The following is a 20,327-nucleotide window of genomic DNA, read 5'->3' as shown; positions in this document are numbered from 1 at the left end:
CCGCTGCTCGCCATCTAGGGGAAGAGGTCAAAACCGTATGAGTCCCGGATACGCGAAACCCGGCCCACCCACCGTCCGGAAGGCTGCCGGGTCCACTTCGCCGGTTTACTAACCAGCGCTGATCGAAGTCTACCGCACCCCTTCCCGAAGGCCCACTCTCCGCATCCACCCATCGGGTTGGCGTTTCGCCGGACAGCGGGCGTCCGACGGGCTAGCTTCTCCCCGTGGCCACCCCGCACGACTACCGCGCCATCGCGCGCAAGACCGACCGTCCGATGTGGATCTGGGCGGGTTGCGCGCTGACCAGTGTCCTGCTGCTGTTCGGGGTGGGGGTCGTCGTCGCCATCACCGTGCTGAACGAAAACGACGAGCCCGAGGCCGAACTGCCCGCGGTCTGGCCGTCCACGTCCGGGCAGGCGCTCCGTCCGGTCCTGATGCCGACGGGTGAGATGGTGGCCGCGCTCACCGACGAGACCGGCGCGCAGGTGCTGTGCCAGGTGATCCCGGAGCAGCGCTGGGAGGAGATCCTCGGCGGCCCGACGCTCCTGGAAGCGGGAGGGGCCTGTCACGCGGTCACGGCGAAGCTCGACGTCAGCGCGCAGATGATCGCCGGGCTGCCCGAGGACACGAGCCGGGGCTTGCCCACGAGGACCACGGTCGCGGGCAAGCTCGCGGTCATCGCCACGGACAAGGACGGCACCAGCCTGAGTGTCGAACTCGTCGAGGTCGCGCCGCACAACGGCGCCTCGCCGGTGCTTCGCGTCTCCGTTCGCGGCAGGACCACCGAAACCCCTGGATCGGAAGAGAAGGCGAAGGCGCTCGCCGAGGCGCTGATCGCCGGTGCGATGCCGCCCGGGCCGAAGTTGCCGAAAATCGGCGAAGACGGCGAGATCCCACTGGAGAAGACCGAGCCGGGCCCGATCAAGGACCGGCCGCTTCCGGTGATCTCGTGGCTGTTGTGCGGCGAACTCGGCCGCGCGCTCGGCGTGCCCGCCGACAAGGCGAAGCCGAACTTCTTCGCCGCGTGCGAGCTGAACGGCGTGACCGCGGACTACAGCGCGCTGTCCACGGCCGTCGTTCCGACTACGACGATCGCCGGGCTGCCCGCTCAGGTCGACGAACGAGGCGTCGTCGTGCAGCTCACCGACGACCCCGACGGGCAGACGCTGAAGTTCAAGGGCACCGGCGATCTCCCGGCGCTAGCCGAGAAGATGGTGCCGCCGCTGCTCGGCCGTTAGGCCCGGTAATCCGACAAGAGGTCGCCGAGCAGGGTCTCGTACGCCTTCCGGTCGAATCGGGCCCCGGTGAACGAGAACTCCTGATCGGGGTCGAAGGGCTCGTAGTCGTACTGGTGGCCGAAAGCCCGCCACTCGACCACGTCATCGCCGAAGACGACCTCGACGCTGTACCCGCCGCAGCCCAAGTCGCCGCACAGCGGGCAGAAGAGCAGCGCGACACGGCCGTCGTCGAAATCGCCGGGCAGGTGGCCGAGCAACCGCGAAAGCGTCTCGACCGCCGACTCACGCCACCGTTCGTCGTCCAGGAACAACGGGGTCTGCTCCTGCACGGGAACCATCGAGCGCAGCGCGACGCCGTCGATCGTCCAGTCCAGGAAGCGGGCCTCACCGTCGTTCCAGGACGTCACCGACGGCTCGACACCGAGCCTGTTCACACCCGTTCCCGCTTCAGCACGCGCAGCCCGTTCCCGAACCGCCGCACCGGCAGGCTCACCCCGCCGCGCCGGATCAGCACGACGGCGCAGACCACCGCGGCGATCGCCGAGATCGCGCCGCCGATGTAGAACGGCGAGCGGCCGCCGAAGGCGTGGGCCATCCAGCCGGTCATCGGGCCGCCGACGGGGTTGCCGCCGATCAGCACCAGCACGTACAGGCCCATCACGCGGCCGCGCATCTCCGGGCTGACCGCGGTCTGCACCAGCGCGTTCGCCGTGTTCAGGAAGGTGATCGTGGCGAAGCCGAGCGGGATCAGCGCGAGGCCGAAGGTCAGGTACGTCGGCATGAACGCGGTGACCACTTCGAACGCGCCGAGCAGGAACGCCGAGATCAGCAGCAGCCGCACGCGAGGACCGCCGCGGGTGTTGCGGCGGGCCGACATCAGCGCGCCGGTGAAGGTGCCGACGGCGACCAGTGTCGACAGCAGGCCGTAGCCGTCAGCGTTGGTGTGGAAGACGTTCGCGGCCACGATCGGCAGCGACGTGAAGTACGTGATGCCGAACGTGCTCACGAAGAACACCAGCACCATCACGGTCATCAGGTCACTGCGCCGCCGGACGTATCGCAGGCCCTCGACGAGTTGCCCCTTCTCGCGCGGGATGGCCGGGCCGCGGAAGAGCTTCTCCGGGTTCATCATCACCAGCGCGGCGATGACGGCGCCCGTGCTCACCGCGTTCGCCATGAACAGCCAGCCGGTGCCGACCCAGGTGATCGCGAAACCCGCGATGGCCGGGCCGACGATGCGGGCCATGTTGAAGATCGACGAGTTGAGCGCGACGGCGTTGGTGACCTTGTCCCTGCCGACCATCTCGGCGACGAACGACTGCCGCGCGGGCACTTCCAGCGACGCCGTCACGCCCAGCGTGAAGCAGAGGAGATACACGTGCCAGAGCGCGGCGATCCCGCTCAGGTCGAGTGCGCCGAGGACGACCGCCTGCGCCAGCACGGCGATCTGGATGCCGATCAGCAGCCGCCGCTTGTCGACGCGGTCGGCGAGCACCCCGGCCCACAACGAGAGGAACAGCGTCGGCAGGAACTGCAGCGCGACCGCGATACCGAGCGCGATCGGGTCGTTGCCGCTGAGGGTGAACACCAGCCAGTCCTGCGCGATGCGCTGCATCCAGGTGCCGATGTTCGAGATGACCTGGCCGGTGAAGAAGAGCCGGTAGTTACGGACCTTCAGCGAGGAGAACATGCTCCCGCGCGGCTTCTCGGGCGCGGGAGGCGGTGGTGGAGCGGGTTCCCGGGTAACGGTGGTCTTCGAAGGACACTGTGTTTCGTTACCCGTGGTCGTCACCGCTGTTAGTTCCCCGCCATCCTGTCGATGATCTCGGCGGCGCGAGAGAGCACTTCGCGTTCTTCGGCGCTCAACTCCGCCAATTGCTTGTCCAGCCAGATCTCCCGCGCGGTGATCTGCTCGATCACGTAGGCCCGGCCGCGATCGGACAACTCGACGATGGCCTGGCGGCCGTCGGTCGGATGCGGCCTGCGCTCGACGTAACCCATCTCCTCGAGCGCGGCGATCACCCTCGTCATCGAGGGCGGCTGGACGCCTTCCTTCGCGGCGAGCTGGCCAGGGGTCAGCGCACCGCATTTGTGCAGCGTCGACAACGCGGAAACCTGGGTCAGCGAGATGCCGTCACCGGCCCGCTGGGCCCGCAGCCGTCGATTGAGCCGCACCACCGCGAGACGCAGGCGGCTCGCCAATGAGCGCTCGTGCGTGTCTCCGGACATATAGTTAGCTTACCTCACGATCGGGTCGTCGGCCCGTGAGATCGCCCACGGCTGGCAAAACCGCTGGTCAGCCGAATGCGGCCTGGATCGGCCCGACCGCGAAGTAGGCCACGAACATCAGCGCGATGCCCCACATCAGCGGGTGCACGCCCTTCGCCTTCCCGGCGACCAAGCGGAGGACGACGTAGCTGACGAAGCCGGCGCCGATGCCGTTCGCGATCGAGTAGGTGAACGGCATGATCACGATGGTCAGGAACGCGGGCAGCGCGATGGTGAAGTCGGCGAAGTCGATCTCCTTGACCTGGCTCATCATCAGCGCGCCGACGACGACCAGCGCCGGAGCGGCGGCCTCGACCGGGACGACCTGGTAGAGCGGGGTCAGGAACATGGCCGCGATGAAGAGCACGCCCGTGACGACGTTCGCGAGTCCCGTCCGGGCGCCCTCCGCGATACCGGACGCGGATTCGACGAAGACGGTGTTCGAACTCGACGACGCGAAGCCACCCGCCACCGCGGCGGTGCCGTCGACGAACAGGGCCTTGCCGACGTTCGGGAGTTTGCCGTCCGGCGGAAGCAGGCCGCCTTCCTTCGCCAGCCCGGTCATCGAGCCCATGGTGTCGAAGAAGTCCGCCAGCACCAGCGTGAACACCAGCAGCACGACGGTGATGATCGGCAGCCGCGTCCAGGCGCCGAAGGAGATCTCGCCGACCAGCGAGAGGTCCGGCATGCCGAGTACCTGATCCGGCAGCGCCGGGTAGCCGAGGTTCCAGCCCAGCGGGTTGACGCCCTTCGACGGACCGACCTTGGTGATGGCCTCGACGACGATCGCCAGCACGGTCGAGGCGAGCACACCGATCAGGATCGCGCCCTTGACCCGCTTCGCCACCAGGATGCCGGTGACCAGCAGGCCGACGACGAACACCAGCGTCGGCCACGACGCGATCGAACCGTTGATGCCGAGCCCCACCGGCACGGTCGTCTTCGCGTCGTCCGGGACGCGGCGGACGAATCCGGCGTCGACCAGGCCGATCAGGCAGATGAACAGGCCGATGCCGACCGCGATCGCGGATTTCAGCGGCGGCGGCACGGCGTTGAACACCGCCGTGCGGATGCCGGCGAAGACCAGCAGGACGATGACCAGCCCCTCGATCACCACCAGGCCCATCGCCTCGGGCCAGGTCATCTGGGAGGCGAAGGTGACCGCGATCAGGCTGTTGATGCCGAGGCCGGTGGCGATGGCGAACGGGTAGTTCGCGACCAGGCCCATGATGATGGTCAGCACCCCGGCGACCAGCGCGGTCACCGCGGCGACCTGCGGCACCGGGAGGATGTTGCCGAGGACGTCCTTGTGCGCGCCCGCGTCGTCCGCGGAGAAGCTGCCGAGGATCAGCGGGTTGAGGACGACGATGTAGGCCATCGTGAAGAAGGTGACGATCCCGCCGCGGACCTCACGCCCCGGTGTCGAGCCGCGCTCGCTGATCTTGAAGAACCGGTCCAGTGTGGACCGGGTGCGCTGCTCCGCCATCGCGTACCACCCTTCGCCCGTTGCCGGGTACCCTTCCCCACGTGGGCGAATCGATCAATTCCGGGGAAGTAAACGGTTCATTGCGGCCAACGCCGGAGCTGCCGAAGCGGCTGACCGACCTGACGCCGGTCGTGATCGTAGGTACCTCGCTCTGGGCGGTCGCGACCGTGGTCCTGTTCTTTGTGACCGACGGCATCTGGGTGCAGACGGCGTTCTCCGGCCTCGTGCTCGGCTTCGTCGGGCTCGCGATCATCGCCTGGCAGCGCGCCGCCGCCCGCCGGGGCTCGAAGGGCGCCCAACGCTTCTGACTTTCCCGCATTCAGTCCTCTGAATGCGGTAGTTGCACACGCAAGGACCGCGTTCAGAGGACGAAATGCGTCAGTTGAGCAGGGCCGAAGGCGAGGGGTCGTCGAGCAGGGCGGTGAGCACGTGGCGGTCGGCCCACCGGTCGGTGGCCCAGGCGAAGGCGCGGCCGAGGCCTTCGGGGGTGTCGGCGGCGTGCAGGGTGCCGTCGGACCACCAGGCGACTTCGTGCTCCGCGTCCTCGAAGGTCACCGTCAGCGACTCGTGCAGCAGCACGCCGCCGTCGGGCAGTTCGACGCCCAGCTGATCGGCGGCCAGCCGGAGCGCGGAAAGCTCCGTCCACGGCACGTACTCGCCACCCTCGGTGACCTTGGCGCCGAGACCGCTCGCCACCGGCAGATCCAGCAGTTCCGCCAGCGCGGCGGCGCCGCTCGCCGAGACGACCATCCGGTCCGGCGCCAGCACGGCGGCGAACCACGGCACGTCGAGCACGACGGCGTCGCGAGCGTCGACGGCCGAACCGTCCGCCGCCCGGACACGATCCGGCGGCGCGACGTCCACTGTGTACTCGGCGAGTGCCGCGTGCGCCCGGGAAGCGAGACCGGGGCTCACCTTGCGCTCGGGATCGCCCAGCCGCTCCAAGAGATCCTCGACGTCTTCGGCATCCGTTCCCAGCTCTGTCCGCACCCCGGCGGCGAGCAGGATTTCCTTGCTCAGCCCCGAATCCGGGACGACGTCGTAGAGCCCGGCCAGCGCGGCTGCCTCCGGCATCCGCCAATCGAGCGGCGCGTGCCCGTCGAGCAGCGCGTACCGCGCGAGCCACCAGCCGGTGTGCCCGCCGGGTTCGGCGAGGGCACGCCAGGTTTCCGGACGGGACGCGAGCAACCGCAGCGCCTCCGGCCAGGCGTCGTCGCCGACGAGGTCGAGATCGCGTACGGCGAGCACCCGTGACGGCGGCCGCTCCCGCGAATCCCACCATTCGTGCTCGTCGGGCAGGCCGTGCTCGGGTTCCAGCGGTTCGTCGTCGGTGATGATCGCGAAGGAATCGAGTACCCCGACCGCGACGAGCGTGGCCGTCGGCCAGTCCTCGGCGAATTCCTCGTCCAGTACGGACAAGGCGCCGTCTTCCTCGAACACCTCGGGATCGAAGATGTCGCCCAGCGGCGACGTGGGCAGGACGAGTTCGTCCGCGCGCCGCCAGCCGTCCTCGCTCGGCAACGCCAGCGCGCCGGCCCATTCGGGGGCCTCGTCGCCGACTTCGGCGATCAGGCGGAGCACCGCACCTGCGAGCGCCATACCGTCCAAACCGGACCGGACGTCTTCGGCGCTGCGCTCGACGGCTGCGCTCAGCGCGTCGGCCTCCAACAGGTCACTCGCCTCGGCGTGCTTGGCGCCCAAGCGTTCCAGCAACGGATGTGCGGCCGCCGGATGCACGAGCCGCAGCCCGAGAATGTCCACATCGGACAGCAGTTCGAGCAGTTCCGCCGAGCCGCCGACGAGCAACGCGTCGCGCACGCCGGGCAGAGTGCGGCCGTCCGACATCGGCACCGGCAAGGCGCCGAGGTCGTCCTTGGTGAGGTCGTGCGCTTCGAGCGCCGGGAGCAGCACGTCGTAGAGCGAGCGCCACCACGACGGCTCGCGCTGGATCCCGGTCAGCTGCTCGATGGCTTCGGCCGGGGAAAGCGACTGCGCACCGACGGCGCGAAGGTCCACACCGGACAGGGAAATCAGTCCGGGCACGAGATCGGCCAGCAACGGCGCCAGCCCCGGTACGTCCACCGACAGGACACGCGCCCGGCGTCCCGGCAAGTCGTCACCTACTTGCGCGGGAAGCCAGGGCGAGTCGGCGAGATTTTCGAGGATGGACTCCCGCAGCGTTCCGTCCACAGTGGAACGCGGGAAGCCGCCACCCGGCACGAGCAGCAGACGTTCCTTGGCGGGCAAGGAACAAACGAGAGCGACGTACTCCCGTGCGGCGTTCTTCAGCGCCGCGGTCAGCTCCGGGCCCGGCAGCGCGCGACGGCGTGACGGCTCGATCGGCAGCGTCGCGATCAGCCTCGCGGGCAGGGAAAGCTCGTCGTCGGTGGGGGTCGGCGCGTGCAGGACGTCTTCGCCGAGCGGCCGCGGCGAACCGGCGTCGTCCAGCGGGACGGCCCAGACGACGTCGCCGCGGTGGACCTGCCAGTGCTCGGAGCCGTCCGGTGACGTGAGCTCGACGACGCCGTCACCGAGATCGGACCGGCGCCAGACACCGCCCTCGACCTCGATGCTCTCCAGCCAGGACAGGGTGAGCAGGAGGTCGCCGATGTCGTTCTTCAGCTCCGCCAGCAGTGCTCGGCTGTCGACGCCCTCACGCAGCGGAAGCCGGACCTCGGTGGTGAAACCTTCGGGCACCGGAGGTTCGTCGTCCGCGACCGGCCACGGAAGCCGGAGCACGGGAACGTCACCGGTGCGGCCGGCTTCGGCCCGCGTGCGTGCCGCGGAGAACGCGACCCCGCCGGTCGCCGAAACGATCCGCGGCTCGGCGGAAACGGTGAGCACGGCGGCGAACCCGACGCCGAACCGGCCGACGGTCTCCTCCCCCTTGCCCGAAGCACGAAGGGAGGCAAGGGATTCGACGCCGCGCGCGTCCAGCGGCGCACCTGTGTTGGCGAACCTCAGCTCACCATCCACAATGGACACCCGGAGCGTGCCGGGTTCGCCGGCGGCCAAGGCGGCGTCGGCGGCGTTCTGCGCCAGCTCGACGAACAACCGGTCACGGTAGCCGCCGACCCGCAGGTCGTTCTCGGTGTTCGTGTCCTCGGTGAAGCGCGTCGGCGAGTCGGCCCACGCTCGCAGGACGGCGGCGCGCAGCCGCTCGGTGCCGAACGGGTCAGTGCTCACTGGCGCTTTCGGCTTCGACCTGCGCTTCGTCGGCGCTGTCCACAGCGACGGCCTCGGGCTCGACCTCCGGCTGGACTTCGGCGGTCTCGGGTGCCTCGACCACCGGGGCCTCGGACTCGTCGACGACCGTGGCCTCGGCGGGCTCGGCCTCAGCGGCTTCGGGCTCCGCAGCTTCAGGCGCGGCGGGCGCTTCCGGCATGGGCTCGAAGTCGATCAGCGAGTCGTCGTAGACCAGTTCCGCGACCGGCACCGACGAGGTCACCTCGACCTCGATCTCGGAGTGCGCGCCGCAGCCGTACTCGACGTCGACGACGTGACCGTCCGCCGGGGAGATGTCGTTGGTGCACGCGCCGAAGGCCGCGCTGAGCGACCCGGCGAGCGGCACGAAGAAGCCGCAGCTCCCGCAGACGTCCGGCGCGCTGCGCGCCATGTCCGACCGCGGGCCGAACTCACCGCTGTGCCAGCGCGCGGCGGCGTCGAGCCTGCCGTGCCGCGACAGCACGTGGACCCGGCCGAGGCCGGCCTCCTTGGCGACCTCTTCGACCGCGGGGTCGTCGGACTGCAGGTACGCCGGGGCGAGCCGCGGGTCGTCCTTCTCCACCGGGAAGATGTCGCCGACACCGAGATCGCCGGCCTGGACGCGGCGATCCCACGGCACCCACGCCGGGGCGACACGCGCTTCCGGACCGGGGATCAGCACGACCTCGCTGACCGTGATCGGCTCTTCCTCGCCGGCGAGGGCGACCGTGACCGACCAGCGCCAACCTCGATAACCCGACACGGTCGCCTCGAACAGGTGGCTCGCGGAAACCGCGTCCTCCCGGTCGACGCCGACGTGCGCGCCGACCTGTTCGGCACCGGCGTCCGCCAGCACCGCGGTGCGGGCGAGATCGACCGCCTCGGCGAGTTTGCGCTGGATGGAGCCGTCGTCCAGGGTCAACAGCAGGGTCATGCCCCCATTCTGCCGCACGCGATATCGCGGTCCGTGTCAGGCTGTCCGCGTGCGCACGCTGATGACCATGTCGCTCCTGCTGGCCGCCGTCCTCGGTGGCTGCGCCGCCGCGCCGGTGAGCGAGGCTGCCCCACCGGAGAAGTTCAAGGTGCAGGTGCTGTCGAAGCTGCCTCACGACCCGGCCGCCTTCACTCAGGGCCTCGAGTTCTCCGGTGAGACGCTGTACGAGGGGACCGGCCTGGTCGGGAAGTCGTCGATGCGGGCCGGGCCCGCCGGCGCGGCGCCGACGGTCCGGCAGGACCTGCCCGGCCTGTTCGGCGAGGGCATCACCGTGCTCGGGCCGACGGTCTGGCAGATCACCTGGCAGGACGGCGTCGCGATCGAACGCGACGCCAAGACGCTGGCCGAGCTCAGGCGGGTGAACTACACCGGTGAGGGCTGGGGCCTGTGTCATCGCGAGAGCACAGGACAGCTGGTGATGAGCGACGGCTCGTCGAAGCTGACCTTCCGCGACCCCGTGTCCTTCGCTCCGACGGGCGGCGTAGACGTCGGGCGTGACCAGCTGAACGAACTGGAATGCGTCGGGGACTCCGTGTACGCGAACGTCTGGCAGACGGACCGGATCCTGCGGATCGACGCCGCGACCGGGCGGGTCACCGGCGAGATCGACGCGTCGGGGCTGCTCGAACAGGCCGAGCGGGGTTCCGCCGACGTCCTCAACGGCATCGCGGCGGTGCCCGGGACCGACGAGTTCGTGCTCACCGGCAAGCTCTGGCCACGGATGTTCCGCGTGAAATTCGTCCCTGCCGCCTAGAAAGCAGTGGTGAACGCGCGAAGCGGGTCCCGCGTAAGGCAGGATTGCAGGGTGGGAATCTTCGGCTCGAACTCTGGACCCGACGGCACGCCCTCCGGCCGGTCGGGCAAGGAGCGTGGCCGCAAGAGCAAGCGGAAGTGGACGCCGGAGCCCGGCTCCGCCCAGGCACGCAACTGGTCCGCGCCGCCGCCGACCAGGGTCGACCAGCAGCCGGTGCCGCCCGCCCCGCCGCGCGCGGCCCGCCCCCAGCCGCCGCACCAGCCCCAGTACCAGCCGCATCCGGCCGGACCCACCGCGGACGAGGCGCGCACCAGCGCGATCCCGATGGGACACCACCAGCCACCGCCGCCACCGCCGCGGACACCTCCCCGCGGCGCGCGGCCGTATCCGGATCCCTCGCAGCGGCAGACCGAACCCGTCCGGCGTCGTCCGGGCGGGTTCTACGACGACCACCCGCCGGGCAGCGGCGAGTACGAGCACTACGACACCGGCGGCTACGCGGGCGAGCCGCGCTACGCCGAAGAGCTGCCGCAGGAGAACCCGACGACCGCGGTCCCGCCGCGGGCGGGTTCCCTGCCGAAGATGCCGAAGAAGATCACGGTCACCCGGGTCGCGGCGATGCGCAGCCGTCAGCTCACCGGACAGGCCGTCGGCGCGTTCCAGCGCGCCACGAAGGCGGACGGCGCCGACAAATCGGGCCTGACTTCGCTGACGTACGCGGTGATGCTGAACTACGCCAGCGACGCGGCGATGGCGATCGCGCTGGCCAACACCTTGTTCTTCGCCGCCACCAGCGGGGAGAGCAAGGGCAAGGTCGCGCTCTACCTGCTCATCACGATCGCCCCGTTCGCGCTGGTCGCGCCGGTGATCGGCCCGGCGCTGGACCGGATCCAGCGCGGCCGCCGTCTCGCCATGTGCGTGTCTTCGGCAGGCCAGGCGCTGATGGCGATCGTGATGGCGCTGCACTTCGACGACTGGCTCCTGTACCCGGCGGCGCTGGGCATGATGGTGCTCTCGAAGTCGTTCACCGTGCTCAAGGCCGCGATGACCCCACGGGTGCTGCCGCCCGAGATCACCCTTTCGAAGACGAACGCGCGGCTCACCGTGTTCGGCCTGATCGCCGCCGGCGCGTTCGGCGCGCTGGCGAGCGGGGTCAACGCGATCTGGGGCTCGCAGGGCGCGCTGTGGTTCACCATGGTGATCTGTGTCGCGGCCGCGGTGCAGTCGATGCGCATCCCGTCCTGGGTCGAGAAGACCGAAGGCGAGGTGCCCGCTTCGCTGTCCGCGCATCCCGAGCGGCGGGTCAAGAAGCAGCGTCAGCCGATGGGGCGGCAGATCGTCGTCTCGCTGTGGGGCAACGGCACCGTCCGCGTGCTGACCGGGTTCCTGATGATGTTCTCCGCGTTCGCGGTGAAGGCGCAGGCCGAGGGCAGCGGGCAGAGCCCGTTCGACCAGTTGCTGCTGCTCGGCATCATCGGCGCCGCGGCGGGCGCCGGCGGTTTCCTGGGGAACGCGCTCGGCTCCCGGCTGCACTTCGGCAAACCGGATCAAGTGATCCTGGCCTGCGTCGGAGCCTGTCTCGGCATCGCGGTCATCGCCACCGTGGCGGCAGGCCTGGCGACGGCGGCGATCGTCGCACTTGTCGGCGCGACCGCGAGCGCGCTGGCGAAGATCAGCCTCGACGCCGTCATCCAGGAAGACCTGCCCGAAGAGTCGCGCGCGTCGGCGTTCGGCCGGTCGGAGACCGTGCTGCAGATGTCCTGGTGCTTCGGCGGTGCCGTCGGCCTGCTGCTGCCGCCGACATACTGGATCGGGTTCCTGGTGCTTTCGATCCTGCTGGCCGTCGGGTTCACGCAGACGTTCATGGTCCGGCGCGGCACTTCGCTGATCCCGGGACTCGGCGGCGACCGGCCGCTGCGCCCGGAGCCGACCAGCGAATCGCCGATCCCCTCGCAGCCCGGTGACTCCCGGTGGCGGCCGGGCTCGTAATCTTCACCGTATGCGGCGACTTCGTATTTTGGCCCTGCTCGCGGCGGGTGGTTTCGTGGTGGCCGGTTGTTCGGCCCCGGCCCCCGAAGAGGTGACCTTCTTCGCCGACGGCAACACGGTGAACGTCACCCCGCTGGCCTCCTGCGACATCAAGAGCGCCCAGTGCACGACCAAACCCGACGCCGCGGGCAAGCTCCGCATCCGGCCGGGGAAGCCGGTGCAGATCTCCGTGCCGAGCGCGATCGCGGAAACGCCGTGGAAGGTCACGGTGCAGTATGTGAACGGCAAGGGCGAGCCGCAGGAGCTCAAGCAGGACATCATCACGTCGCTGGACCGGTTCGCCTACACCGTGACGACACCCCGGCCCGACGACCAGATCCTCGTCGTCGAGGTCGCGCAGGCTTCGGTGATCAGCCAGACCGGACGTCCGGAGGACGCCGAGGCGGTCACGACGGCGATCTGGTCGCTGCAGGTCGAGGCGCCGGCCGCCTGAGGGAGCAAGGGACCTTTGCTATCGCGCGGGCTTCCTCCTGGGCTGATCGCGTGAAGGTACGCAAGGAGCCTCACCCGGCTCTTGGCTGTCCACAAGGGACACTTTTCGAGACAGATGTGCCCGATTTGGGCGACTTGCGCGGTTTCGCAAAGGGGGTCGTGAGTGGCAAATGTCGTTCTAACCCTCATTGCCACTCACGACCCCGCGCGGAAACGTACATAGCGGCATCAATCGGACACTTGATCGTCCGGTGGTGTCCCTTGTGAACACTGAAGCCCTGCCGGCGCCCCGCGACAGTGCAGGAATAGTCGCCTGAACTGCAGGATCTCGACTTTGCCGGGACCCTGGCCCTCAAGGTAGCGAAGGAGGCCTTCACGGACCGGGGCACCCAACGGCCGACCGCGGTCAGAATCCGGCAGGTACCTAAGGCACCGTGCGCGCCGTAAACGCTATGAACGGTCCGTTACTTGCAAAATTTGCAAGTAACGGACCGTTCATGGCGCTTGAAGACGGGCGCCGATCAGGGATCGAGGTCCCTGGCCACGGCGCGCATGATCTCGGCGATCTGCTTGGTGTTCTTGCGGTCCGGGTAGCGGTTGCGCCGCAGGTCCGGCTGCACCTTGAGCTCGAGCAGCTTGATCATGTCCTCGATGAGCCCGTGCAGCTCCTCGGCGGGGTCGCCGCGCGCCTCGGCGACCGAGGGCGGCGGGTCCAGCAGCCGGACGGAGAGCGCTTGCGGCCCGCGGCGGCCGTCGGCGACACCGAACTCGAGGCGCTGCCCGGCCTTGAGTCCTTCGACGCCCTGTGGCAGCGCGGCTTTGCGGATGTAGACGTCGGCGCCCCCATCCTGGGTGACGAAACCGAAACCCTTTTCCGCGTCGTACCACTTGACCTTGCCGGTCGGCACTTCCCTCACCAATCCTTTGCTGTCCCGCTCACAACGAACGCGCCCGGGGGCGTACCCAGGGCGCGCGTCCCATAAGCGTATCTCGACACATGCCCTGTGGAGAAGCGGATACCGCCGGATACCCTTTGGTTCATGGAGACCGCAGTAAAGGAGGCCGCTGTGGCCGTCCCCGAAAAGCCCGGCAAACCGATCCTGATGCGCGTGGGCATCGGCCTGTTCGCGCTCGGCATGATCGCCGTCACAGCGGTGTTCGTCCTGTTCGCCGCCGGACTGGAGAACCTGCCGGTGTGGCTGTCCGCCGCGGCGGGCGTCATCACTCCGCTGGGGCTGGCCCTCGGCCTGATCGCCCTGGTTCGCGAGGCTCGCCGAAAGAGCTGAACCAGCCGGGGAACTCGGTCAGCGAGTCGAACACCACGTCGGCTCCTTCCGCGAGCAGTTCGTCCTTGGTGCACGGGCCCGTCGTGACCCCGACCGGGACGGCGCCCGCCGCCAGGCCGGCGCGGATGTCGCCGAGGTGGTCCCCGACGTAGACACGGGCGCCGTGCTCGGTGAGCGCGGCGGCCTTCTCCGTCGACCACAGCTCTCCGACCAGGACGTCGACCTCGAGTCCGAGGGCGTCCAGGTGGAGTTTGGCGTTGGGCGCGTATTTGCCGGTGACCACGACCGTGCGCCCGCCCGCCTCGCGGACCGCGTGCAGTGATTCGGCCGCCCCGGGCATCGCGACCGTCACCGGCACGACGGTCTCCGGATACATCGCGCGGAACCGTGCCACCAGCTCCGGGATGCGTTCCTCCGGCGCCCCGAAGCCGCGCAGGCTGTCGTCTAGGGGCGGGCCCAGGTTGGCCGCGAAGAACTCGCCGTCCAGCGGCAGGCCGGACTCCACGCCGAGCGCGTTCATCACCGCGACCATGCCCGGCCGCGGATCGATCAAGGTCATGTCGAGGTCGAACCCCACGGTGATGCCCACCCGATCACGGTAGCCGCCACCACCGACTGATTTACACCGGATGGATGCTCGTCAATTTCTTTGACATCGATGTGATCTGTGTCAAGCTGGAAGTGTGGGCGAGATCACGAGCTTCTCCGACCGGACCAAGGCCTCTCTGCGGGAGGCGCTGCTCGACGCGGCCACCGAACTGCTCACCGAACACGGCTTCACGGCCCTGCGGATGGCGGACGTCGCCGCGCGCGCCGGGGTGAGCAGGCAGACCGTCTACAACGAGTTCGGCACCAAGGCCGCGCTCGCCCAGGCCGTGGTCCTCCGGACGACGTCGGAATTCCTGGAGGGCATCCGGCTGCGCGTCCAGCACGCGCGGGATCTGCGCGACGGGATCCGCGAGGCGGTCGTCTACACGATCGAGCACGCCCGCGAGAACCGGCTCGTCGCCACCACGCTGGGCACCGAAGCGGGCGAGGACCTCCTTCCGCTGCTCACCACCAAGGGCGAACCGATCCTGACCGCGGCCACCGAGGTCGCGGCCGGGCAGTACCGCGAGTTCGAGCCGTCACTCTCGCCGGAGTCCGCCGCGCTGCTGGCGGAGACCGTCGTGCGGCTCTCCCTGTCCCATCTCGTCATGCCGACGCATTCGGCCGACGAGGCGGCGGCTTCCGTTGTCGCCGTGCTGGCACCCGCGATACGGGCGCTGACCACCGATTCGAAGGGGACGTCATGACCGGCACTCTTTCCGAGCTGCGGACCGGTTTTTCCTCACTGCGCAAGGGCGGGCTGAACTGGGACTCGTTCCCGCTGCGGCTGTTCGTCAAGGGCAACAACAAGTTCTGGAACCCCGCCGACATCGACTTCTCCCGTGAACGCGAGGGCTGGGACACCCTCAACCCGGAGCAGCAGCGGTCGGCGACCTACCTGGTGGCGCAGTTCATCGCGGGGGAAGAGGCCGTCACCGAAGACATCCAGCCGTTCATGCGGGCGATGTCCGCGACGGGCCGCTTCGGCGACGAGATGTACCTGACGCAGTTCTGTTTCGAAGAGGCCAAGCACACCGAGGTGTTCCGCCGCTGGATGGACGCCGTCGGGCTCACCGAGGACCTGCATCCGTACGTCGCGGAGAATCCCCACTACCGCAAGCTTTTCTACGAGGAGCTGCCGCAGTCGCTGCGGGCGCTGGAGGACGATCCCAGTCCGCTCAACCAGATCCGCGCGAGCGTCACCTACAACCACGTCATCGAAGGCAGTCTCGCGCTGACCGGGTACTACTCGTGGCAGCTGATCTGCACCCAGCACGACATCCTGCCGGGAATGCAGGAACTGGTGCGCCGCATCGGCGACGACGAACGCCGCCACATGGCCTGGGGCACCTTCACCTGCCGCCGTCACGTCGCCGGGGACGACTCGCTGTGGGACGCGGTGCAGCAGCGGATGGGCGAACTGCTCCCCCACGCGCTGGGCATGATCCAGTGGGTTCAGGACCAGTTCGAGGAGATCCCGTTCGACAACGATCCGGAGGAGATCATCCAGTACGCGGCCGACCGGGCGCAGCGGCGTCTCGGCGCGATCGAATCCGCGCGCGGGATGCCGGTCGAGCAGATCGACCTCGACTATTCGCCGGAGAACCTCGAAGAGACCTTCGGCGAAGAAGACGCGAAGGCGATCGCCGAGGCGGCCGCCAACACCGCGGCTTGACGCGTGAAGGCCCCCTTCCCTCGGCTGATGGAATCAGGCATGCGCGCGCCAGCGCGTCCGTTGAGGGCGGTGGCGGGGGCATGGATGGAGGAAGGGGGCCTTCACGCGCGTTCGGAGGTCACCCGGCAGGCCAGTAGACGGCGTGCGTGCGGCCGTTCTCGTTGTCGGACAGGCCGACGATCATCCCGTTAGCCGTGATGTGGTCGGCGACGCTGTAGGTACCACCCGGCAGCGTGCCGAGGACCGTCCGCGTGCCTGCCGAATCCCACTTCGTCGCGATGTTGTTCTCCAGTCCGACGACCGTCCCGGCCGGGTCGATGTCGTAACCCAGTCCGCGTTGGGTCGAGAGCGTCGTCCGAGTTCCCGCCCGGTCCCACTTGACCGGGCTCTCCGTGCCGAACACCAGGTACCCGCCGCCGGCGGCGGCACCGGCGTCGTTGACCGCGTTCGCCCAGGCCGGGCCGCTCTCCGGATACTCCAGCCAGGTCATCCGACCGTCGAGCTCCCATCGCACGGGCTTCGGATTGCCGTTCAGCTCGGCACTGCCGACGATCACGCCGAAGTCGTTCATGTCCTCCGGGGTGCTGTACGGGTTGCCGGGGGAAAGATCGGTGATCGCACCGGCGAGGTTCCAGCGCACGACGTGGTTGCGCCCGGCGGAGTCGGACGCCGTTCCGGCGATGGTCCGGCCGTCCGGCGTGATCCAATCCGCGTTGGCGTAGGAACCGCCCGGCAGTCCGCCGAGGTCCACCACCTGGCCGTCCGGATTCCACCGCACGGCGTGGATCTTGCCGTCCGCGGCCCGTCCGGCGCCGACGATCACCCCGCCGTCGGTGATCGCGTTCGCGGTCGCGTAATCCCCGCCGGGCAGGTACGGCAGCGCGGTGACCGTCCCGTCCGGTGACCATTCGACCGCCGCCCGGTTCGAGAAGTCCTCGTCCGCCCAGCCGACCGCGACCCCGGTGCTGTTGACGTCCATCGCCTTGCTCTGCTCGCCGCCGAGGCTCGGCAACGCGGAAATGCGGCCTTGCGCGTCCCATTTCGCCGCGTGGTACTTGATCTGGCCTTCCAGCGGCGTCGACGAGCCGACCATGACCCCGTCGTCGTTGACCGCGTTGACCTGGCTGTACTGGTCTCCCGGCAGGGTTCCGAGGTCGATCGGGGCGGTCGCGGCGCCGGCGGCCGCCAGGCCGGGCAGCATCAGCGGCAGGACGACCAGCGAGGCACCCAGGGCGAGAACTCTTCTGCTTCGCTCGAGTTTCATTTTTCTCCCCTTCGCGGCGGTTCGGATCCACCGCGAAGGGAACACGCGTCAAAACTGTGACAGGTTGCCTCGATATGTCAGGCGTGCTTGGCGGCGGCCGCCTTTTCCAGCCCGAGGATGCTGATCGACTCCGCGCGCATTTCGACCTTGCGCACCTTTCCGGTGACCGTCATCGGGAACTCCTCGACGACATGGACGTACCGCGGGATCTTGTAGCGCGCCAGCTTCCCCTCGCAGAATTCCCGCACCGCTTCGGCCGTCAGCGGCTCCGCGCCCTCGCGCATGCGGACCCACGCCATCAGTTCTTCGCCGTACTTCTCGTCCGGGACGCCGATGACCTGCGCGTCGAGGATGTCCGGGTGGGTGTAGAGGAACTCCTCGATCTCACGCGGGTACAGATTTTCGCCGCCGCGGATGACCATGTCCTTGATCCGGCCGGTGATGTTGACGTACCCGTCGGCGTCCATGATCGCGAGGTCGCCGGTGTGCATCCACCGCGCCGCGTCGATCGCCTCGGCCGTCTTGTCGGCCTGCTCCCAGTAACCGAGCATCACCGAGTAGCCGCGGGTGCAGAGTTCGCCCGGTTCGCCGCGCGGCACGGTCAGCCCGGTCTCCGGATCGACGACCTTGACCTCCAGATGCGGCCCGACCCGGCCGACCGTCGACACCCGCCGCTCCACCGAATCGTCCGCGCGCGTCTGCGTGGACACCGGCGACGTCTCGGTCATGCCGTAGCAGATCGACACCTCCGCCATACCCATCCGATCGATGACCTGCTTCATCACCTCGACCGGGCAAGGCGAGCCCGCCATGATCCCGGTGCGCAGCGAGGACAGGTCGTGGGAAGCGAAATCCGGGTCGGCCAGTTCGGCGATGAACATCGTCGGAACCCCGTACAGGGACGTGCATTTCTCGGCCGCGACGGCTTCGAGGGTGGCCTTCGGCTCGAACGCGGGCGCCGGGATGACCATGCACGCGCCGTGGCTCGTCGCCGCGAGATTGCCCATCACCATGCCGAAGCAGTGGTAGAAGGGCACCGGGATGCAGATCTTGTCGGCTTCGGTGTAGTTGCAGAGTTCGCCGACGAAGTAGCCGTTGTTGAGGATGTTGTGATGGCTGAGCGTGGCGCCCTTGGGGAAACCCGTGGTGCCGGACGTGTACTGGATGTTGATGGGGTCGTCCGCGGAAAGCTCGCTCTGGCGCTTGGCCAGCGGCGCGTGATCGGCTTTGGCACCGATCTCCAGCAGTGAGGGCCACGCGGGGCCGTCGAGCAGCACGACGTGTTCCAGCGCCGGGCATTTCGGCCCCGCTTCGGCGATCATGCCCGCGTAGTCCGAGGTCTTGAACGAGTTCGCGGCCACGATGAGCTTGATCCCGGCCTGGTTCAGCACGTACTCGAGTTCGTGCGAACGGTACGCCGGGTTGATGTTGACCAGGATCGCGCCGATCTTCGCGGTCGCGTACTGGACGCAGGTCCACTCCCACCGGTTCGGCGACCAGATGCCGACGCGGTCGCCCTTGGCGATCCCGAGGTCCAGCAGGCCCAGCGCGAGCGCGTTCACCTCGGCGGCGAGTTCGTCGTAGGTCCAGCGTTTCCCGGCCGCCCGGTCGACGAGCGCGTCCCGGTCACCGAAGGCGGCGACGGTGCGATCGAAGTTGTCCCCGATGGTGTCCCCCAGCAGCGGGGTGTCCGAGATTCCCGATGCGTAAGCCGGTAGTGCGGGGGCGTCGGGCATGGAGACTCCTGCGTTCGGCGGCATCGACGCGTCGAGTCTAAGAACGTGGCGTGACCACGGCCACCTGCAAGTGGAGACCACCTCAGGGGAAACCCGGAGGCCGGGCCGGGCCGTGGCCGATATCGTCGGGATCATGCGCCTCTACATCGTCGACGCCTTCACCTCCGAAGCCTTCGCCGGTAATTCCGCCGGCGTGGTGCTGCTGGACTCGCCGGGCGACGCGGGCTGGATGCAGTCGGTCGCCGCCGAGTTGAAGCACGCCGAGACGGCCTTCGTCGAGGTTGGTGGCGAAGGCCCGAAGTCGCTTCGCTGGTTCACGCCGGAGACCGAAGTCGACCTGTGCGGGCACGCGACGTTGGCGACCACACACGTCCTCGGCGGCGAGCAGACCTTCACGACGAGAAGCGGCGAGTTGCGCTGCCGCGCCGAAGACGGCTGGGTGTCGATGGACTTCCCGTCGGATCCGCCCCGCGAGTCGGACGACGACCTGTCGCCGATCCTGCCGGGCGTCTCCTTCGAGTACGTCGGGCGCAGTAAGCACAACCTGTTCGCGGTGGTGGACGACGCGTCTGTGGTGCGCTCGCTCGCACCGGACCTGGCCGCGCTGCGCGGGCACTGGAACGGGCGGCTGATGGTCACCGCCCCCGGCGACGTCGACGGGATCGACTTCGTCACCCGGTTCTTCGCGCCGGGCGTCGGCATCGACGAAGACCCCGTCACCGGCTCCGCGCACTGCGTCCTCGCGCCGTACTGGGCCGCTCGCCTCGGCCGGGACAAGCTCGTCGGCGAACAGGCCTCGGCCCGCGGCGGCATCGTACGGATGAATCTCGAAGGCGACCGCGTCCTGCTTTCGGGGCAGGCGGTCACCGTGGCCAGCGGGGAGTTGCACGTCTGATGCGCCTGATCCTGAACGTCATCTGGCTCGTGCTGTGCGGCCTGTGGATGGCACTCGGCTACATCGTCGCCGGTGTCATCTGCTGCATCCTGATCGTCACCATCCCGTTCGGGCTGGCGTCGTTCCGGATCGCGGCCTACGCGCTCTGGCCGTTCGGCCGCACCGTGGTGGACCGGCGCGACTCCGGGGCCGCGTCGACGATCGGCAACGTCATCTGGTTCCTCTTCGCCGGGCTTTGGCTCGCCATCGGGCATGTGCTGACCGGGGTCGCGCTGTGCATCACGATCATCGGGATCCCGCTGGGCGTGGCGAACTTCAAGATGATCCCGGTCTCGCTGATGCCGCTGGGCAAGGAGATCGTGGAGCTGCCGTAGGACCTCCGCCAACGCTATGAACGGACCGTTCCTTGCAAATTTTGCAAGGAACGGTCCGTTCATAGCACGCTCGGGGACGTGTGA

20 protein-coding genes are annotated in these 20,327 nt (G+C 68.9%); 10 read left to right on the top strand and 10 right to left on the bottom strand.

Annotated features, from left to right (window positions below):
• Window positions 1-224 precede the first annotated feature (224 nt).
• Window positions 225-1,238 carry a hypothetical protein gene (locus tag DMH03_RS08845; RefSeq protein WP_125791394.1) on the top strand — a complete coding sequence of 338 codons (1,014 nt, stop codon included), beginning with the start codon at window positions 225-227 and terminating at the stop codon, window positions 1,236-1,238.
• On the opposite strand, the gene DMH03_RS08840 is transcribed toward DMH03_RS08845, so the two are convergent.
• The 4 genes from DMH03_RS08840 to DMH03_RS08825 form a co-directional block, all read right to left on the bottom strand.
• Window positions 1,235-1,672 carry a hypothetical protein gene (locus DMH03_RS08840; RefSeq protein ID WP_125791393.1) on the bottom strand — a complete coding sequence of 146 codons (438 nt, stop codon included), beginning with the start codon at window positions 1,670-1,672 and terminating at the stop codon, window positions 1,235-1,237. The genes DMH03_RS08845 and DMH03_RS08840 overlap by 4 nt on opposite strands.
• The gene (locus DMH03_RS08835; RefSeq protein WP_125791392.1) at window positions 1,669-2,928 is read right to left on the bottom strand and encodes an MFS transporter; all 1,260 of its coding nucleotides are present in this window, start codon (window positions 2,926-2,928) and stop codon (window positions 1,669-1,671) included. Before DMH03_RS08835 ends, DMH03_RS08840 begins: the two co-directional genes overlap by 4 nt.
• Before the next feature lie 107 nt (window positions 2,929-3,035).
• Complete coding sequence (locus DMH03_RS08830) at window positions 3,036-3,467, bottom strand: MarR family winged helix-turn-helix transcriptional regulator (protein ID WP_037317984.1); 432 nt, start codon at window positions 3,465-3,467, stop codon at window positions 3,036-3,038.
• A gap of 67 nt (window positions 3,468-3,534) precedes the next feature.
• Window positions 3,535-4,992, bottom strand: a complete 1,458-nt coding sequence (locus DMH03_RS08825; RefSeq protein ID WP_125791391.1) for an NCS2 family permease — start codon at window positions 4,990-4,992, stop codon at window positions 3,535-3,537.
• Window positions 4,993-5,072: 80 nt separating this feature from the next.
• On the opposite strand from DMH03_RS08825, the gene DMH03_RS08820 reads away from it, so the two are divergent.
• On the top strand, window positions 5,073-5,300 hold the full coding sequence (locus tag DMH03_RS08820; RefSeq protein WP_125791618.1) for a DUF2530 domain-containing protein: 228 nt from the start codon (window positions 5,073-5,075) through the stop codon (window positions 5,298-5,300).
• A 70-nt stretch (window positions 5,301-5,370) separates the two neighbouring features.
• Here the strand turns inward: DMH03_RS08820 and DMH03_RS08815 are convergent, their stop codons facing one another.
• Both DMH03_RS08815 and DMH03_RS08810 read right to left on the bottom strand, forming a co-directional pair.
• On the bottom strand, window positions 5,371-8,178 hold the full coding sequence (locus DMH03_RS08815) for a sacsin N-terminal ATP-binding-like domain-containing protein (RefSeq protein ID WP_125791390.1): 2,808 nt from the start codon (window positions 8,176-8,178) through the stop codon (window positions 5,371-5,373).
• On the bottom strand, window positions 8,168-9,130 hold the full coding sequence (locus tag DMH03_RS08810) for a DUF3027 domain-containing protein (protein ID WP_125791389.1): 963 nt from the start codon (window positions 9,128-9,130) through the stop codon (window positions 8,168-8,170). The genes DMH03_RS08815 and DMH03_RS08810 overlap by 11 nt, the downstream gene beginning before the upstream one ends.
• A gap of 49 nt (window positions 9,131-9,179) precedes the next feature.
• Between DMH03_RS08810 and DMH03_RS08805 the strand changes: the two genes are divergently transcribed.
• Genes DMH03_RS08805 through DMH03_RS08795 form a run of 3 tightly spaced genes read left to right on the top strand, consistent with a single transcriptional unit; the run spans window position 9,180 to window position 12,426 of the window.
• Window positions 9,180-9,944: a glutaminyl-peptide cyclotransferase gene (locus DMH03_RS08805; protein ID WP_125791388.1), complete on the top strand. Its 765-nt coding sequence runs from the start codon at window positions 9,180-9,182 to the stop codon at window positions 9,942-9,944.
• A gap of 51 nt (window positions 9,945-9,995) precedes the next feature.
• Entirely contained in the window at window positions 9,996-11,933 is a 1,938-nt protein-coding gene (locus tag DMH03_RS08800; protein ID WP_125791387.1) for an MFS transporter, read from the top strand.
• A gap of 28 nt (window positions 11,934-11,961) precedes the next feature.
• Entirely contained in the window at window positions 11,962-12,426 is a 465-nt protein-coding gene (locus tag DMH03_RS08795) for a DUF2771 family protein (RefSeq protein WP_125791617.1), read from the top strand.
• A gap of 520 nt (window positions 12,427-12,946) precedes the next feature.
• Here the strand turns inward: DMH03_RS08795 and DMH03_RS08790 are convergent.
• On the bottom strand, window positions 12,947-13,333 hold the full coding sequence (locus tag DMH03_RS08790) for a cold-shock protein (RefSeq protein WP_125791616.1): 387 nt from the start codon (window positions 13,331-13,333) through the stop codon (window positions 12,947-12,949).
• Window positions 13,334-13,465: 132 nt separating this feature from the next.
• Here DMH03_RS08790 and DMH03_RS08785 point away from each other — a divergent pair, with 132 nt between their 5' ends.
• Window positions 13,466-13,711, top strand: a complete 246-nt coding sequence (locus tag DMH03_RS08785) for a hypothetical protein (protein WP_125782053.1) — start codon at window positions 13,466-13,468, stop codon at window positions 13,709-13,711.
• Here DMH03_RS08785 and DMH03_RS08780 read toward each other — a convergent pair.
• Window positions 13,647-14,300, bottom strand: coding sequence for an HAD family hydrolase (locus DMH03_RS08780; RefSeq protein ID WP_125791386.1), 654 nt, complete (start codon window positions 14,298-14,300; stop codon window positions 13,647-13,649). The genes DMH03_RS08785 and DMH03_RS08780 overlap by 65 nt on opposite strands.
• 94 nt (window positions 14,301-14,394) lie before the next feature.
• On the opposite strand from DMH03_RS08780, the gene DMH03_RS08775 reads away from it, so the two are divergent.
• A complete protein-coding gene (locus DMH03_RS08775; protein WP_199748727.1) occupies window positions 14,395-15,006 on the top strand; it encodes a TetR/AcrR family transcriptional regulator in 612 nt (203 codons plus the stop codon).
• Window positions 15,003-15,974: a R2-like ligand-binding oxidase gene (locus tag DMH03_RS08770; RefSeq protein WP_125791385.1), complete on the top strand. Its 972-nt coding sequence runs from the start codon at window positions 15,003-15,005 to the stop codon at window positions 15,972-15,974. Before DMH03_RS08775 ends, DMH03_RS08770 begins: the two co-directional genes overlap by 4 nt.
• Window positions 15,975-16,092: 118 nt before the next feature.
• Here DMH03_RS08770 and DMH03_RS08765 read toward each other — a convergent pair whose 3' ends face one another.
• Both DMH03_RS08765 and DMH03_RS08760 read right to left on the bottom strand, forming a co-directional pair.
• Window positions 16,093-17,238 (bottom strand): hypothetical protein, encoded by a 1,146-nt coding sequence (locus DMH03_RS08765; protein ID WP_125791384.1) that lies wholly within the window; start codon window positions 17,236-17,238, stop codon window positions 16,093-16,095.
• Window positions 17,239-17,315: 77 nt separating this feature from the next.
• Entirely contained in the window at window positions 17,316-18,974 is a 1,659-nt protein-coding gene (locus DMH03_RS08760) for an AMP-binding protein (protein WP_125791383.1), read from the bottom strand.
• Window positions 18,975-19,107: 133 nt separating this feature from the next.
• On the opposite strand from DMH03_RS08760, the gene DMH03_RS08755 reads away from it, so the two are divergent.
• On the top strand, window positions 19,108-19,869 hold the full coding sequence (locus tag DMH03_RS08755; protein WP_125791615.1) for a PhzF family phenazine biosynthesis protein: 762 nt from the start codon (window positions 19,108-19,110) through the stop codon (window positions 19,867-19,869).
• Window positions 19,869-20,243: a YccF domain-containing protein gene (locus tag DMH03_RS08750; RefSeq protein WP_125782065.1), complete on the top strand. Its 375-nt coding sequence runs from the start codon at window positions 19,869-19,871 to the stop codon at window positions 20,241-20,243. Before DMH03_RS08755 ends, DMH03_RS08750 begins: the two co-directional genes overlap by 1 nt.
• Window positions 20,244-20,327: the final 84 nt, after the last annotated feature.

Origin of the sequence: Amycolatopsis sp. WAC 01376 (assembly GCF_003947415.1) — a bacterium.
Classification (GTDB): domain Bacteria; phylum Actinomycetota; class Actinomycetes; order Mycobacteriales; family Pseudonocardiaceae; genus Amycolatopsis.
The sequence above is the reverse complement of the archived record's forward strand: the minus strand, read 5'-3'. Positions and strand labels throughout refer to the sequence as shown.

What these genes read in the sequence shown, in the direction of transcription:
- DMH03_RS08835 (WP_125791392.1), bottom strand. Translation starts at nt 2,928, where the DNA reads ATGTTCTCCTCGCTGAAGGTCCGTAACTACCGGCTCTTCTTCACCGGC.
- DMH03_RS08830 (WP_037317984.1), bottom strand. Translation starts at nt 3,467, where the DNA reads ATGTCCGGAGACACGCACGAGCGCTCATTGGCGAGCCGCCTGCGTCTC.
- DMH03_RS08825 (WP_125791391.1), bottom strand. Translation starts at nt 4,992, where the DNA reads ATGGCGGAGCAGCGCACCCGGTCCACACTGGACCGGTTCTTCAAGATC.
- DMH03_RS08810 (WP_125791389.1), bottom strand. Translation starts at nt 9,130, where the DNA reads ATGACCCTGCTGTTGACCCTGGACGACGGCTCCATCCAGCGCAAACTC.
- DMH03_RS08785 (WP_125782053.1), top strand. Translation starts at nt 13,466, where the DNA reads ATGGAGACCGCAGTAAAGGAGGCCGCTGTGGCCGTCCCCGAAAAGCCC.
- DMH03_RS08770 (WP_125791385.1), top strand. Translation starts at nt 15,003, where the DNA reads ATGACCGGCACTCTTTCCGAGCTGCGGACCGGTTTTTCCTCACTGCGC.
- DMH03_RS08765 (WP_125791384.1), bottom strand. Translation starts at nt 17,238, where the DNA reads ATGAAACTCGAGCGAAGCAGAAGAGTTCTCGCCCTGGGTGCCTCGCTG.
- DMH03_RS08760 (WP_125791383.1), bottom strand. Translation starts at nt 18,974, where the DNA reads ATGCCCGACGCCCCCGCACTACCGGCTTACGCATCGGGAATCTCGGAC.
- DMH03_RS08755 (WP_125791615.1), top strand. Translation starts at nt 19,108, where the DNA reads ATGCGCCTCTACATCGTCGACGCCTTCACCTCCGAAGCCTTCGCCGGT.
- DMH03_RS08750 (WP_125782065.1), top strand. Translation starts at nt 19,869, where the DNA reads ATGCGCCTGATCCTGAACGTCATCTGGCTCGTGCTGTGCGGCCTGTGG.